The organism is Magnetospirillum molischianum DSM 120 (genome assembly GCF_000294655.1).
GTDB classification, from domain to species: Bacteria; Pseudomonadota; Alphaproteobacteria; order Rhodospirillales; family Magnetospirillaceae; genus Phaeospirillum; species Phaeospirillum molischianum.
This window is the reverse complement of the sequence record NZ_CAHP01000013.1, coordinates 1-15,773: the sequence shown is the minus strand read 5'-3', so window position 1 is coordinate 15,773 and position 15,773 is coordinate 1. Positions and strand designations below refer to the sequence as shown.

The window sequence follows — 15,773 nt, the reverse complement described above, 5'->3', positions numbered from 1 at the left end:
CTTTTATCGATGGAGCCAGACCATTTGTTCAGGCATTCCCAACTCGAATCCGTGACGGCATGGCTTGCTCATCCCGCACATGCGGCGATGCCGTTGCATGCACGGATACAACGTGCGATCCGGCAATTGATCCTCGACGGCGCGCTCGGTCCGGGTAAGCCGCTGCCCGCTTCGCGCGCACTGGCTAAATCGCTTGGTGTGTCCCGTGACACGATAGAGGCCGCTTATGCGCAGCTTCACGCCGAAGGGTTCATCGAGCGACGTGTCGGCAGTGGCAGTTTCGTCTCGGAAATGACCGAGTTCACGCCCGGCCGCCGAATTTCGCAACGCGATGCGCTCTTGCGCAACCAGGCTCCGAACCTCAGCAAGCGTGGAAATGGCATGTTCCAGAGCGGAGGCGTGCGCGAAATGCTGTCTCCCCGGCCGTTCGCGCACGGTGTGCCGGAAACGCGCTCTTTCCCGCTTCAGCTATGGGAACGACTGGAACGGCAGGTGCTTAAAGAGCTTGGCACATCGGCGCTCCATCATGGCGACCCGCAAGGCGCCGAGGCGCTGCGTCGGGCGATTGCGGATTATGTGAATCTCGAACGTGGAGCGCGCGCCACCGCCGACCGCGTGCTTGTTCTCACCAGTTCGCAGCAGGCAATGACGCTCTGTGCGAACATGCTGCTCGATCCAGGTGATCGGATCTTCATTGAAGATCCGGCCTATTATGGTGCACGCAAGGCATTCGATGCTGCGGGGCTGGAATGCGTGCCGGTTTGCGTCGACCGTCAAGGGATCGTGGTCGAACGGATCATGGACGATCCTCGACGAGCCAAGGCTGTATTCCTTACCCCCTCGCACCAGTTCCCGACCGGCGCAACGCTGGCACTGGATCGCCGTCTGGCGCTGATCGAATGGGCGGCCCGGCATCAGGCATGGATCATCGAGGACGATTACGACAGCGAGTTCCATTACGCAGGCAAGCCCACGGCTTGCGTGCAGGGTCTCGACCCACATGATCGGACGATCTACATCGGCACCTTCACCAAGTCCCTCTTTCCAGGTTTGCGGATAGGCTACGTTGTCCTGCCGCCGCAATTGGTGAAGCCCATGACGGTCGCGCGCACGCTGCTTGACGGACATACCGCTTCCATTGCGCAACTGACGCTGGCCCGGTTCATGGACGGCGGACATTTCGGGGCGCATGTCCGTGCCATGCGGGGAATCTACGCGCAGCGACTCGACGTGTTGGCCAGGCTGGTTCACACCCATCTTTCCGAATTTGTCGAACCCCGCGTCCCCATCGGGGGGCTGCAAATGCCTTGTTTGCTGACCTGCGACATTTCCGAGCGGGCGGCTATCGACGCCGCGCGGCGTGTTGGCATTGAGCTGTTGGGATTATCGGCACTTCATGCCGTTGGCGGCGGCAAGGCTGGTTTCCTAATGGGCTTTGCCGCCTACACTCCGTCTGAATTAGAGGTCGCGGTCAGGAAGCTGGCAAACGCACTTCATATGGTGAAGGGCGGTTAGGTCATGCTCTCCATGGCGTCTTGACCCGTCCGGTGTCACCGCCACGGCGGAAATTGGTCTGGACCATATTTGTTAAGTGGATGGGAGAACCAGACCACTCACATGATAGGACTGGGAGGAACATTTGCCGGAACCGTGAAGGAGATGAGCGATGAAAACATCGACCCCGCAGACCTTGTGTCAACTGACAGCAGATGGAGGCATCAACAGTGCCGACCTGTCTAACGCCGACAATGCCGTATTCGCCGCCATTGCGGACGAACGGGATCGTCAGTGCAATTCCATTGAGCTGATCGCTTCGGAGAACTTCGTTAGCCGCGCCGTTCTGGAAGCCCAAGGCTCGATTCTCACCAACAAGTATGCGGAAGGCTATCCCCACCGGCGCTATTATGGAGGCTGTGTCAATGTCGATGTGGTCGAAGACTTGGCCATTGAGCGCTTGAAGCAACTCTTCGGCAGCGCCTATGCCAATGTCCAGCCGCATTCGGGCAGCCAGGCCAATCAGGCTGTTTTCCTCGCGCTGCTTAATCCCGGCGATACGATCCTCGGTCTTGATCTGAAAGCGGGCGGCCATCTCACGCATGGTGCGCCGGTCAATATGTCCGGGCGATGGTTCAATGTCGTCAGCTATGGCGTCGGGGCGGACAGCCATCTCATCGACATGGATCAGGTTGCCGAGCTGGCGCGTCAACATCGCCCCAAGCTCCTGATCGCGGGAGGATCAGCGTATCCCCGCCGACTGGATTTCCCGCGCTTCCGCCAGATCGCGGACGAGGTGGGCGCAATCCTGATGGTCGATATGGCACATTTCGCGGGACTGGTCGCGGGCGACGTCTATCCGTCTCCGGTGCCCTTCGCCGATGTCGTCACCTCGACCACCCATAAGACGCTGCGTGGGCCGCGGGGCGGGTTCGTGCTGACCAATGACGCTGAGCTTGCGAAGAAGATCAATTCGGCGATGTTCCCTGGCCTTCAGGGCGGCCCCCTCATGCATGTCATCGCGGCGAAAGCCGTGGCGTTTGACGAGGCTTTGCACCCCTCTTTCAAGATCTATGCGCAGCGTGTCGTGGAGAACTGTCGCGTTCTCGCACAGAGTCTCGCCGAGGGCGGGCTGAAGATCACGTCGGGCGGCACGGATTGCCATCTGGCCGTGGTCGATCTGCGCCCCCTCGGCGTGACTGGCAATGTTGCCGAAAAGGCTCTTGAGTCGGTCGGCATAACCCTTAACAAAAATGCCATCCCGAACGATCCCGAAAAGCCGATGGTGACATCCGGAATCCGGGTCGGGAGTGCCGCAGGAACCTCGCGTGGCTTCGGTGCCGACGAGTATCGCCGTATCGCGGGTCTTATTCTCGACACGCTTCACGCCGTTCGGGGGGGATCGCTCGACGCCGACCGACAGCAGATTAACGGGCAGGTGCGCAATCTCGTCGCGCGCTTCCCGCTACCCTACTGATCGTCATGATGCGGGAGCCTGTTCTGATATGACTTCACCTTTGAAGGTCGATCTTTCGCCCGAGGACATCGCACGTTTCGGCAATGATCCCACCGTGGCGTTCGCGGCGAATTTGAAAGCCGTGCAAGAGCGTATCGCTGAGGCTTGCCTTCGCAGTGGCCGCCCTCTCGGCGATGTGCGGCTGCTCCCCGTCACCAAGACGGTTCCCGCTCATATCCTCCGCTTCGCCTTCGCGGCGGGCATTTCTGACTTCGGCGAGAACAAGCTTCAGGAGGCGCGCGACAAGCAGACGGCCCTGGCCGATCTGGCGATCCGTTGGAGCATCATCGGTCATCTCCAGACGAACAAGGTGAAGTATATCGTTCGGTTTGCGTCGGCGTTTTATGCGCTCGATAGCTTCCGGCTGGCGGAGGAACTGAATCGTCGCCTTGAGGCTCAGGGGCGGGATCTCGATGTGTTCGTGCAGGTCAACACTTCTGGCGAGGCCAGCAAATACGGTCTGCATCCCGATGATCTCCTGCCATTCGTCGAACGCCTCTCCGCATATCCCCGGCTGAAACCCCAAGGGTTGATGACGCTCGCGATCTTCAGCGCGGATACCGAGCGCGTGCGAGCATGCTTCCGTCTGTTGCGTCGCCTGCGGGACCGTGCCGTCACCGTTCACCCTGACCTTACGCAACTTTCGATGGGTATGTCGGGGGACTATGAGGCCGCCATTGAGGAAGGTGCCAATGTCGTGCGAGTTGGACAGGCTATCTTTGGCAAGCGACCAACCGATGATTCCTTCTATTGGCCCGGCCTCATGTGAGGGCTTGGTTTAGAAGTGGACGTGCCCGGAGAGAGTGGAGAGCGCTTCTCCGGTTATGTGTCTTCGACACCGAAGCGAGAATTCAAGGCTTTTATATAATACCGGCCAACCCTGGATTTGCCCCGTTGGCCGGTTGCTATAATTCGTCGAGCCGACTTGATGTTTAACGTGCCATCGGCGCTGTCATCTGGTTACTGGCGGCGGAGTGATCCAGCCGTCACTGGCAGCGGAAGCAATTTCCTGCGGCGGGTCTCCCTGCTGGGGAGAGGCGCTGGATGTGTTCCTTTTCTTGGGACGTTTCGTCGTTTCCTGTGTTTTCACTCCAGCGGAAGCCGAAGGTAGTTTCGGTTTTTGTGAGACGATGATCGCCTCAGATGCCCATAGAGGCTTGTAAATATCACGTGGCAAGATAAAGCCATTGCAGTCGTCGCCAAGCAATACCTTGATGTTGACTCCGGTGCATTTGAATGTCTCTTGGTAATCTGTCGCCAGGGCGCCCGACATGCGATAATACTTGACGGCGGCCTCATGGGCACCCAACCCGGCGGCAGCCGCCCCCAGGTAGAAATAACCCAAGTCCCGCCGCCGACCAATTTGCATTACCGTCAGTCCTAGATTTTCCCAGGAAGCGGCACTGTATAAATTAAACATGCGGCTGGACGCATCTGACCACGATCCTTCGCACGACATTCCACAATCAAGAACAGCATTGCCTTTCTTTAGGTCTTCTATGAGTTTTTTTTCAATTTCCGGGTTGAGTTGTGCAAATTTTGTTGCTGTTCCGCAGCCGGAGAGAAGGGCGGTTATTGCAATTAATATTAATATAGGCTTCATATCTATCCCTTCCATATTCCCCGCTTCTCTTTTTTTGCACGATTTTCAATTTCTCGATATTCTGTAATGGCATCCTTTGTGGCTCGACTTCCACCATTCAAGAGGATGGCCTGAGAAAGGTCTATATTGTCCTGATTTAGGCAGCGATAACTGTCTCCCGGACGAGGTTGGCAGACGATTGTCGAGAAATTCGTGCTGAACCACTTAAAGAATTCGATGTTTTTGATTGGAAATGATTGAACGCCATAAAGCCGAACCACTTTGCCGCCAATAACCGGCCAGCCGTCAGGCGAATATGATGAGACTTGACCCATTATCGTTCCGTCGGCTGATTTTGACGGGGTGGAGGACGATTTCTCTGCTAATTGCTTCAGCTTGATATCAGCCAAGCCTATGAATCGGCCGCTCGGGTATTGCCTTTTATACTCTAAAAAAGAACCGGGATTATTTTCATCTTTTATAGAGTTCCAAAATACGATTTCCGTCGATGTGGAATCTGCCGTCGAAGGAGCGCCTTGCGTTACCGCAGGATTGAGATAGATCGGATCGCCACCGAGCGAGGCATATATTGCAGGCTCTTGCGCTCCAGCGGTTTCCGCCATGACGCTATCGCGGATTTTCCCAAAGACCAGACGCACGTCAACACCCGGTGTCTCGACATGCTTTAGGAAAGCCGAGGTGAAAGGACTGTTGTTTCCTATTCCGTCGCTGGCAACATCGTCAGCCTTGGTTGCATAAGCTATTAGAGTTCCTCTGATTTTTGGTTCGGAACGAGCGAGTCCGCGTCCAATCGCCGCCGAACGTGTTGCTCCCATTGATCTGGCAAGGCTCTGTTTGAATGGATTGTCACGACACGCGTCAATCACGAACACACGCAAGTTCTTGGCTCCCATGGTCTCTTCCAAAACGGAGTCGACCCTGACCGCCTCATATTGCAGATCTCGATCGCTTTCCAATTTAGCGGATACAGGTAGCAGCCAGTTCTCTCCCGCGACTTGTATGCCGTGTCCCGAATAGTAGATGATTGCGATTTCTGCGTTTTCAGATGCTTGCCGAAATATCCGCAGCTTGCTAATCATCGCCTGCTGGTCAAGATCAGTGCCCAGGACAACGTTAAAGTGTAATCGACGCAACGCAGTTGCGACGGCGGTCGCGTCGGCGGCGGGGTTCCGTAGGGTGGGAGCGTTCCGATAGGCTCCGTTGCCGATGACGAGAGCAACCCGAGTCTCCGCCGCCGAGGCAGCGGAGACGAAACAGGTCATCATTAGCAAGCAGACGTAGATGACTTGCTTCAAGTTATGCCTCATTCGTACAAGTTGGCAACGCTTGAAGATATTCTATCGATAAGAACGGGAGACGCATTTTCCCATTTTAGATTGACTTGGTTGGCATAGGCGACGTCGCGGACATTGTACTTGATGAATTCAGAGTTTGATTCCACGGATTGCGTCCGCCCATTGGAACTGGAAGACAGGTTGAGATCGCGAGACGTCACGCTTTCCGAAGCCCCGACTCCTTTGTTGCCTTGATCTTTTCGGGACGCGTTTCCGCTCAGGCGTGCGGTCGTTGTTGTTTCCTTGACGCTCGTTCCCTTCTCGGGACGAACTGAGATCTGGATGTCGGCGACCACTGTGAAGAAGACATCTTTGACCAGACGATCGGCAATGAAGCTGCCGATACCGATTCCGGCACCGACTCCGACGCCAGCGGCAGTGCTTCCCGTTGCGTATGTCGTCAGCGCCCCTGCTGCCGCGCCGGTAACTGCGCTCTCAAGTGCGGAACCGTAGCCGCTTGATAAGAAAGAATTCTTTTTCTGCGGATCGACAGGTCCAGCCTGGATAATATTCAACTGCATCAGAAAATGTGCAGCTTTGGGATCCTCCACGACCGTATAGCCACGCGCGGTCAGCTTCATGATGATCTGTGACTTCAGGTCCAGCTCTGGATGGTCTGACGTGTTTCGGACGGAAACATAGATCACTTTTTTATTTGGCGCGACGGGGTCGAGGAATATCGTCTCGCTCATATGGGTTTGGATGTCGAGATCTTGTTTATCCAGCATTGTCGTGGCTGCCTGGCACGATGCAAGCATGATCGCTGCCCCAAAGACAACCAAAGAGCGCCGCAAGCGAACAGCATTCAGCTTATTCAACATTTCTACCCCCTTCTAGACAGCCTTTCCGGGCCATACATTCAACGTGCCAGATCACGGCTTCTTTCCTGCCTCTGCGCTCTCACATCAAATCCCTCTCTGACACGCCACCGACTGACGCTAGATGGTGGGGTCTGTGGCAGCGGTATTTGCCTGGAGCACGGATCTCCCTTTGGTAGATTACCGTTTAACGCAGCCAGATCAATCCCTAGCTTGGCTTTGCCTAGTCTATCGAGTGAATGATCTCCTGATGGTGCGATGGGGGGTAAATTCATCAATAGTTTCTTTTTATTTGTAATGTATACGCTAATGTTGGACGGATTTGATTCCAAACAAAATCATAATATTTTTAATAAAAACAAAAAATATGTGTTTATTTAATAAAAAATATTAATAGTTTTTCATATTTAATTTCAAATTACGCTATTAGGTATTTCACCGTAATGAAATGTATTTTCATCTTCTTGTTGATGTTCTGGGTCTGAGTACAGATAGTAGATGCTGAACGTCATCGACGTAACGTGGGGGCCTGTGGTCGTTTTGGACAGAAACGCAGAACGCACAGAGTCCGGTGAATGTCTTCCCAACACTGGCCGTCGCGATAGGGCTTACATGCCATTAATGTTCAGAAGCAGATAAGCGGCATGGTCTGCCTTGCGTTGAGCCCTGTTATATGTTTGATCGCATGGGTGGCGGTGTCTGCTGTCAGGGGAGCGGTCGGGCAACATGCAGTCGGTCAATTTCGAGAATTTGCGCGGCCACCGTCCGGCCCTGGCTGAACTGGGTGGTTTCGCCGAACATTACCTGCATTCAGACCCGACAAGTGCGCTAACCAAGCTGCGTATCTTCGGTGAGCAGCTGACCAAGGCCATCTATTGGGAACTGCGACTGAAGCGGCCGGAAGACCAGCACTTCGATGCTTTGATCTCTGCGTCCGAGTTCAAGCAGGCTCTTCCCAAGGTCATCCTCGACAAGCTCCACATCCTGCGCAGAGAAGGCAACAAGGCGGCCCACGGGCAAGTCATAGACACCAGCAGGGCGGCTTGGGTTCTGGAGGAAGCGGCCCAACTCGGGCATTGGTTCCTGGTGCGGTTCCAGGGGGCCAAGCCAGACCAGCTTCCCCCGTTCAGGCCCGTTCCCGAACCTCGGGACAAGGCGGAGAGCGGTGCGGACCGCGAGTCCCTGGAACAACAGCTTGCCGCCCTGGTGGCGGAACGCGATGCCCTCAAGCAGGCCTATGACGCGCTGGAGGTCCGGGCGGACGCCAAGGCGCAAGGGCAGCGAGTTGCCGACGTTCTGAAGTTCGACGAGGCCACCACGCGGCACCGGCTGATCGATGTGGCCTTGGCCGATGTGGGCTGGACGGTCGGGGCCAATGGTGCCGACACCGCCGACGTGGGCCAGGAGGTCGAACTGCGCGACCAGCCCACCGACTCCGGAACCGGCTTTGCTGATTATGTCTTGTGGGACGAGGACGGCAAGCCGCTCGCGGTGATCGAAGCGAAGAAGACCTCGGTCGATTCGGAAATGGGTCGCAAGCAGGCTGAACTTTACGCCAACGCCCTGGAGACGGCCCACGGCCTACGCCCCGCGATCTTCACCACCAACGGATACGACATCTGGCTGTGGGATGACGCCGGTGGCTACCCGCCCCGCCAAGTGTTCGGCTTTTACTCCAAAGACAGCCTTCAGCATCTGGTCCGCTTCCGGCGAAATGCCAAGAAGCCGTTGGACACGCTGACCGTCAATCCGGCCATCGCCGGGCGTCTTTACCAGATCGAGACCATCAAACAGCTGACCGAGACCTTCAGCCGCAAGCGGACCAAGGCGCTGATCGTCCAGGCCACCGGGACGGGCAAGACCAGGGTCGCCATCGCCTTGGTTGATCTGCTGATCAGGGCCAACTGGGTGAAGCGGGTGCTGTTCCTGTGCGACCGCAACGAATTGCGGCGCCAAGCCAAGAACGCCTTCACCGACCATCTGTCCGGAGAGCCGCTTACCGTCGTTAATGCCAGAACCGCCAAGGATCGGAACCGCCGGATCTACGTTGCGACCTATCCGTCGATGATGAACGTGTTCCAGACCTTCGACGTCGGCTTCTTCGACCTGATCATCGCCGACGAGAGCCACCGCAGCGTCTATAACGTCTATGGCGACCTGTTCCGCTATTTCGATGCCCTCCAGGTGGGGCTGACCGCCACCCCGGTCGAGTTCATCTCGCGCAACACCTTCGACCTGTTCGGCTGCCGCAACCAAGACCCGACTGCGTTCTACTCGCTGGAACGGGCCGTCAGCGAGAAATGGCTGACTCCTTACGAGGTTTTCACGCACACCACCCAGTTTCTGCGCGACGGCATCAAGTATGCCGAAATGTCGGAGGAGCAGCGCCGCCAGATCGAGGACGGCGACATCGACCCCGCCATGGTGAACCACGAGGCGGAGGATGTCAGCAAGCTGGTGTTCAACAAGGACACCGAGCGGCTGATCATCCGCAACCTGATGGAAAACGGCATCCGCGACGCCACCGGCCAGACCGTGGGCAAGTCGGTGATCTTTGCCCGCAACCACCACCATGCCATCCTGCTGGGTAAGTTGTTCGACGACATGTATCCCCAATATGGGGGCCGGTTCTGTCAGGTGATCGACACCTACAACCCTCGGGCCGAGGCTCTGATCGACGATTTCAAGGGCGAGGGCACCAATGACGAACTGACCATCGCCATCTCGGTTGATATGCTCGACACCGGCATCGACGTGCCCGAGATCGTCAATCTGGTGTTCGCCAAGCCGGTGAAGTCCAAGGTCAAGTTCTGGCAGATGATCGGGCGCGGCACCCGCCTGTGCGAAAATCTGTTCGGTCCGGGCCAGGACAAGACCGTGTTTCGCATCTTCGATCACTGGGGCAATTTCGAGTATTTCGAGCAGAACCGGCCCGAGGCGGAACCCTCGGTCTCGCGGCCCCTGATGCGTCTGGTGTTCGAGGCGCGGTTAACTCTCGCCGTGACGGCACTGACCGCGATGGACCTCGACACCTTCAACGCCACTGCCGCGCTGATCGAGGCCGATGTTCGGGCTTTGCCGGAAGACAGCATCTCGGTTCGCGAGCATTGGCGGGACGTTCACGCGGTGTTGGTTGAGGGCGTGGTCAGCGCGTTCACCCCCACCACTCAGCAGATTTTGCGCACCCGCATCGCCCCCCTGATGCAGTGGGTCAACGTCCGCGGCCATTCCGACGCGCTCGCCTTCGATCTTCTGGTCACCGGCATGCAGACGGCGCTGATCACCCGCTCGGCCGAGTTCCAGAACCTGAAGGGCGATCTGGTCAACGCGGTCAATGCGCTTCAGGTCACCCTCAATCAGGTGCGGGCCAAGGCCGCCTCGATCCGCAAGGTGAAGGACCCGGCCTTCTGGGGCACGGTCACCCCCGCCCAGTTGGAGGAGCTGCGCCAGGATTTGCGCGGCATCATGCAATACCGCCAGACCAACGGCACCGGGCCGGGCCACGTCATCCGCATCTACGATGTCGAGGAGGACGGGGGCCTGATCGAGGGAGGTCAGCGCACGTCGAACATCCGTTCGGTCGATTTCGCGGCCTATCGGGTGCGGGTCGAAGAGGCCTTGCACGAACTGTTCGAAACCGACCCGACCTTGAAGAAGATCAGGGCGGGGCAAACCGTAACCCAGGCCGACCTCGACGCCCTGGTCTCGCTGGTGCTGACCCGCCGCCCCGACATCGATCTGACCTTGCTCGCCGAGTTCTACCCCGATGCCGCCGGCCATCTGGATTTGCTGATCCGCCGCATCGTCGGTCTCGACGCCGAGGCGGTAAAGGGGCATTTTACCCGTTTCGTTCTGGCCTATCCCAGTCTGACGGCGGAGCAGACCCAATTTCTGCAACTGCTTCAGAACCATATCGCCCAAAACGGAGCCATCGAATTCGACCGGCTGGTCGAAGCCCCCTTCACCTACCTCGATGCCGATGGCATTGATGGCATATTCCCGGACGATGTCCAGCGCGACCACCTGCTGCGGGTCATCGAGACCTTCCTTCCTGAAAGACCCACCGCCTAAATGATCACCGGAGAGTTGAAGAGTCAGATCGATCGCCTGTGGACGGAGTTTTGGACCGGCGGCATCACCAACCCGCTGACCGTCATCGAACAGATCACCTTCCTGATGTTCGCCCGCCTGCTCGACATCACCGAGCAACGGAACGAACGCACCGCTGGCCGCACCGGCAAGCCCTTTCGCCGTCTGTTCGGCCCCGATCAGCAGGATCTGCGCTGGTCGCACTTCAAGAACCTGGGCGGTGCCCAGATGTTGCCCCTGGTCCGCGATCAGGTGTTTCCCCATTTCCGCACCACCGGGGTGGAGGAAACGACCTTCGGCGAGTACATGAAGGACGCCCAACTGCTGATCCAGAAGACCAGCCTACTGGTCTCGGCGGTTACCATGATCGACGCCCTGCCGCTGGGCAGCGCCGACACCAAGGGCGACCTCTACGAATACCTGCTCTCGAAGCTGACGACCGCCGGCATCAACGGCCAGTTCCGCACGCCCCGCCACATCATCCGCTTCATGGTTGATCTGCTCGACCCGTCCCCGCGCGAAACGATCGGCGACCCGGCTTGCGGCACTGGCGGGTTCCTGGTTGGCGTGATGGAATACCTGACCGAGAAATACACCTCGCCAAAAGGCGTCCTGGTCGATGCCGAGGGCAACAAGGCCTATACCGGCGATCTGCTGGAGCCCCACCGTGCCCATATCCGTAAGGGCATGTTCCACGGCTTCGACTTCGATTCGACCATGCTGCGGATCGCCTCGATGAACCTGATGCTGCACGGTGTCGAGGCCCCGGATATCCATTACCAGGACACCCTATCTAACAGCTTCCCCGAGAACTTCCCCGGTCATGCCAAGGATGCGCTCACCCTCATCCTCGCCAACCCGCCGTTCAAGGGCAGCCTGGATTATGAGGACGTCCACCCCAGCCTGCTCGCCAAGGTCAAGACCAAGAAGACCGAGCTGCTGTTCATCGCCCTGATCCTCAGGATGCTGAAGCTGGGTGGGCGCTCGGCTACCATCGTCCCCGATGGCGTCCTGTTCGGCTCCAGCACCGCCCATGTGGCGCTTCGCAAGATGCTGCTCGACGAGAACCAGCTTGAGGCGGTGATCTCGCTGCCGTCCGGTGTATTCAAGCCCTATGCCGGAGTTTCCACCGGCATCCTGGTCTTCACCAAGGGTGGACGCACCGACAACGTGTTTTTCTATGACGTTCAGGCGGATGGTTTCTCGCTCGACGACAAGCGCGATCCGGTCAAGGACAACGATCTGCCCGACGCCGTGGCCCGCTGGAAATCCCGTGATCCGGCCAGGGATAAGGACCGCACCGCCAAGGCCTTCTTCGTTTCTGCCGCCGAAATCCGAGCGCAGAAATACGATCTGTCGCTGTCGCGCTACCGCGAGACCATCCACCAGGAAGAAGAGTACGACCCGCCCAAGGTCATTCTGGAGCGGATGAAGGCTCTCCACGACGATATCGCCAACGATATGGCCGCGCTTGAGGAGATGCTGGGGTGAGCAGCGTTCAGGCTGGGAAATGGCCGCGTATCGCCCTCGGGGAGATTGCAGTCAAGCGACGCGGTAGTGTCGATCCTCAAAAATATCCTGATGAGACCTTCGAACTTTACAGCATCCCAGCGTATGACGCGGGGCAGCCGGAGATTGTTCGAGGGGTTGAAATCGGGTCATCGAAGCAACTCCTTGAGCCTGACGATGTTGTCATCTCTCGGATCGTTCCGCACATCCAAAGGGTATGGATCGTCGGGCCGAAGAATGCCTATCGACTAATCGGGTCTGGTGAATGGATTCCCTATCGCAGCAAACGGTTTCTTCCTCAATATCTTCGTCATACGTTGCTGAGCCCACCATTTCACGCCAGTTTCATGTCTACGGTTGCTGGTGTTGGCGGTTCTCTTCTTCGGGCAAGACCTTCGGCATTGGCCGAAATTGAGGTTTCGTGCCCGCCCCTCGACGAACAGCGCCGCATCGCCGTCATCCTGGACAAGGCGGATGCCATCCGCCGCAAACGCCAACAGGCCATCGCCCTGGCCGACGACTTCCTGCGCTCGGCCTTCCTGGACATGTTCGGTGATCCAGTTGTGAATGCTCGCAAGTGGCCAGTTGTCGCTCTCGGCGATGTCCTGAGCAACATTGATAGCGGTTTCAGCCCGCGCTGTCAGGACCGTGCGGCACTTCTCGATGAATGGGGAGTGTTGAAGCTTAGTGCGGTTACCTCAACCGTATTCCGGTCCAGCGAAAGTAAGGCTGTTGCAAGCCTTGATGACGTTGATCCGCGCCATGAGGTTCGGCCTGGAGACCTTCTGTTTTCACGAAAAAACACTTATCAATTGGTCGGTGCTGCGGCGCTCGTTGAGCAGTGCCCCTCTAAGTTGTTGCTTCCTGACTTGATTTTCAGGCTTCAGACCAAGAGCAACGAGCAGATTCATAAGCCTTTTTTGTGGGCGCAACTGACCCACCCTGGTGTGAGGGAACGGATTCGAGGTTTAGCCAACGGAGCTGCCGGATCGATGCCCAACATCTCTAAGGCCAAGCTTCTCGATCTTCCTATCGTCGTTCCCGCCATCGGTCTGCAACGGCGTTTCTCCGAGTTGTACGCAAGGGTCCAATCGACAAAACGGGGTGCGGCTGTGCTTGCGGTGCAATCCGATACTCTCTTCGCCTCCCTCTCCCAACGGGCCTTTCGCGGAGAGCTGTAGATCGGTTACCCCACGGGATCACACCATGAGCGACATCAAGCTATTCCGCCTCGCGCCCCATGGCCCGACCGAGATCGTGGGCCAGTCGGCGGCGTTGGAGAAGTCGCTTCAGACCCTGATCGAGCGGCACCTGGAGACCTTCCTGGGGGTGCGCTTCCTCGCCAGCGAATACAGTACCGGCAAAGACCACGGCGGGCGGATGGACACGCTGGGTATCGACGAGAACGGATGCCCGGTCATCATCGAATACAAACGGTCCAGCAACGAGAACGTCATCAACCAGGGTTTGTTCTATCTGGACTGGCTGATGGACCACCGCAAGGATTTCGAATGGCTGGTGCTGGACCGCTATGGCAAGGAGGCCGCCGCGTCGGTGGAATGGTCGTCGCCGCGCCTGTTGTGCATCGCCGGCGACTTCACCAAATACGATTCCCACGCGGTCAAGCAGATGAACCGCAATATCGAGCTGATCCGCTACCACCATTATGGCGACGATCTGCTGCTGCTCGATCTGGTTAACGCGGTTTCCACCACCGAGACCCTTCCGGCCGATCCAAGCCCCCGCTCCAGCAATGGCGGGACCAGGGGCAAGACCGTAACCCAGCATCTGGCCCAGGCCAGCCAGCCGCTCTCCGACCTGTACGCGGCACTGAACAGCTTCATGATCTCGCTCGGCGATGACGTTCAGGTGAAAATTCTGAAGCATTACATCGCCTTCCGCCGCATCAAGAATTTCGCCTGTGTCGAAATCCACAACCAGCAGGGAAAACTGCTGGTCTACATCAAGGTCGATCCAGACCAGATCGAGCTGGTCCCCGGCTTTAGCCGCGATGTCCGCCAACTCGGCCATTTCGGTACCGGCGACCTGGAACTGACCTTGCGCTCCCGCGAGGATTTCGAGCGGGCCAAGCCCCTGTTGGAACGCAGCTACGAGGCGTCGTGACCGTTTCGGATGTTTCGGTTGTTGCGTTTATTGCGGTTGGGTGCCATATGAAGGGCCACAGGCTGTTACCGAAATACGGGAGAGATCAATGTCGGACCTGAAGGCCTACGACCCGGTGGTGCCGACGGAAGCCGAGACCCGGATCGCCGAGGAATCCGGGCGCATTCTGGCAGGCCATGCCAGGGGCGAGTTGCGGGTTCAGTTGGATGACGGCCAGACCTTGGTGCTGCCCCAGTCGGTGGCGCGGCTGTTGAGCCACATCCTGACCGAGATGGCGGAAGGCAACGCCGTCACCATGATCCCTATCCATGCCGAGATGACGACGCAGGAGGCCGCCGACTTCCTCAACGTCTCGCGCCCCCATTTGATCGGGCTGCTGGAGCGTGGCGAAATCGACTTCCACAAGGTCGGCACCCATCGCCGCGTCCGCTTCCACGATGTCAAAGCCTACAAAGGTCGCCTGCATGCCGACCGCTCCCAGGCTCTGGACGAATTGGCTCGGGCCTCTCAGGACCTGGGGATGGGCTATTGATGGCTGGTCGCTTCACCGTCGTGCTGGACACCTGTGTGCTGTATCCGGCCCCGCTGCGCGACCTGCTGATGTAACTGACCGTCGCTGACTTGTTTCGTGCTCGCTGGACCGACCTGATCCATGATGAATGGATACGGAACCTGTTGGTCAACCGCCCCGACCTGACCCGAGTACAGTTGGAACGGGTACGCGATCTGATGAACACTCATAGTCGCGACGTAATTGCTCACGGGGTTGGCAAAAGGGCTTGCGCCGAGGCGCGGAATATGGGTCAACCGATGAATGAAGTCTCCGATCCGCTACCGCCTGAGTGACGCCGATAAGGACGCCTTGCTGTTAGAGCAGGCGGCGTTGATCGAACGTCAGGCCGCCCGAATTGCCGAACTTGAAGCGGCGCTGGGCAAGCCGAAAAAGACCTCGTCGAATTCGCATTTTCCGCCGTCCAAGGACGGCCCCGGCCGGAAGAATCGTTCGCCGGACGAGGACCGCCCCCGGAAACCGCGTCCGTCACGCCCCGGGGTATCGCGGCCATTGGCCGAGGACCCGGACAAAACCGAGTGCCGCCTGGTCGAGGTCTGCCCCCATTGCGGGATGCCGCTGTCGGCGGATCGGCAGCGGTGCCGTCACCGCTACGACCACATCGACCTCCCGGTGATCCGCCCAGTGGTGACCCGAATCGAACTGTTCGGCGGGCGCTGTGGCGGCTGTGGACGTCGTGCCCGGGCCGAGGTGCCGACGGGGATGGCACCGGGAA

General features: G+C 58.2%; 11 protein-coding genes and 1 pseudogene. 9 read left to right on the top strand and 3 right to left on the bottom strand.

The window, feature by feature from the left end; all coding sequences use genetic code 11:
• Window positions 1-24: 24 nt before the first annotated feature.
• From pdxR to PHAMO_RS04035, 3 genes are all read left to right on the top strand, one after another.
• Window positions 25-1,515, top strand: coding sequence for a MocR-like pyridoxine biosynthesis transcription factor PdxR (pdxR, locus tag PHAMO_RS04045; RefSeq protein ID WP_002726701.1), 1,491 nt, complete (start codon window positions 25-27; stop codon window positions 1,513-1,515).
• Window positions 1,516-1,666: 151 nt separating this feature from the next.
• Window positions 1,667-2,971 carry a serine hydroxymethyltransferase gene (gene glyA, locus PHAMO_RS04040; protein ID WP_002726699.1) on the top strand — a complete coding sequence of 435 codons (1,305 nt, stop codon included), beginning with the start codon at window positions 1,667-1,669 and terminating at the stop codon, window positions 2,969-2,971.
• Between the two features lie 40 nt (window positions 2,972-3,011).
• Window positions 3,012-3,779 (top strand): YggS family pyridoxal phosphate-dependent enzyme, encoded by a 768-nt coding sequence (locus PHAMO_RS04035; RefSeq protein WP_235720786.1) that lies wholly within the window; start codon window positions 3,012-3,014, stop codon window positions 3,777-3,779.
• Window positions 3,780-3,962: 183 nt separating this feature from the next.
• Here PHAMO_RS04035 and PHAMO_RS04030 read toward each other — a convergent pair whose 3' ends face one another.
• From PHAMO_RS04030 to PHAMO_RS04020, 3 genes are read right to left on the bottom strand one after another with little or no spacing between them, the layout of a single operon-like run.
• Window positions 3,963-4,613, bottom strand: a complete 651-nt coding sequence (locus tag PHAMO_RS04030) for a hypothetical protein (protein WP_155801539.1) — start codon at window positions 4,611-4,613, stop codon at window positions 3,963-3,965.
• Window positions 4,614-4,615: 2 nt separating this feature from the next.
• A complete protein-coding gene (locus PHAMO_RS04025) occupies window positions 4,616-5,908 on the bottom strand; it encodes a caspase family protein (RefSeq protein ID WP_162136941.1) in 1,293 nt (430 codons plus the stop codon).
• A gap of 8 nt (window positions 5,909-5,916) precedes the next feature.
• Complete coding sequence (locus PHAMO_RS04020) at window positions 5,917-6,768, bottom strand: complement resistance protein TraT (RefSeq protein WP_002726691.1); 852 nt, start codon at window positions 6,766-6,768, stop codon at window positions 5,917-5,919.
• A 723-nt stretch (window positions 6,769-7,491) separates the two neighbouring features.
• Between PHAMO_RS04020 and PHAMO_RS04015 the strand changes: the two genes are divergently transcribed.
• The 6 genes and pseudogenes from PHAMO_RS04015 to PHAMO_RS03985 form a co-directional block, all read left to right on the top strand.
• The gene (locus PHAMO_RS04015) at window positions 7,492-10,836 is read left to right on the top strand and encodes a DEAD/DEAH box helicase family protein (RefSeq protein WP_002726688.1); all 3,345 of its coding nucleotides are present in this window, start codon (window positions 7,492-7,494) and stop codon (window positions 10,834-10,836) included.
• Window positions 10,837-12,345, top strand: a complete 1,509-nt coding sequence (locus tag PHAMO_RS04010) for a type I restriction-modification system subunit M (RefSeq protein WP_002726687.1) — start codon at window positions 10,837-10,839, stop codon at window positions 12,343-12,345.
• Window positions 12,342-13,544: a restriction endonuclease subunit S gene (locus PHAMO_RS04005; protein ID WP_002726686.1), complete on the top strand. Its 1,203-nt coding sequence runs from the start codon at window positions 12,342-12,344 to the stop codon at window positions 13,542-13,544. The genes PHAMO_RS04010 and PHAMO_RS04005 overlap by 4 nt, the downstream gene beginning before the upstream one ends.
• 25 nt (window positions 13,545-13,569) lie before the next feature.
• Window positions 13,570-14,487, top strand: coding sequence for a DUF5655 domain-containing protein (locus PHAMO_RS04000; protein WP_002726685.1), 918 nt, complete (start codon window positions 13,570-13,572; stop codon window positions 14,485-14,487).
• An 88-nt stretch (window positions 14,488-14,575) separates the two neighbouring features.
• Window positions 14,576-15,019 carry a helix-turn-helix domain-containing protein gene (locus PHAMO_RS03995; protein ID WP_002726684.1) on the top strand — a complete coding sequence of 148 codons (444 nt, stop codon included), beginning with the start codon at window positions 14,576-14,578 and terminating at the stop codon, window positions 15,017-15,019.
• Window positions 15,020-15,301: 282 nt separating this feature from the next.
• Window positions 15,302-15,773, top strand: a pseudogene (locus tag PHAMO_RS03985) (IS66 family transposase); the annotation flags it as partial.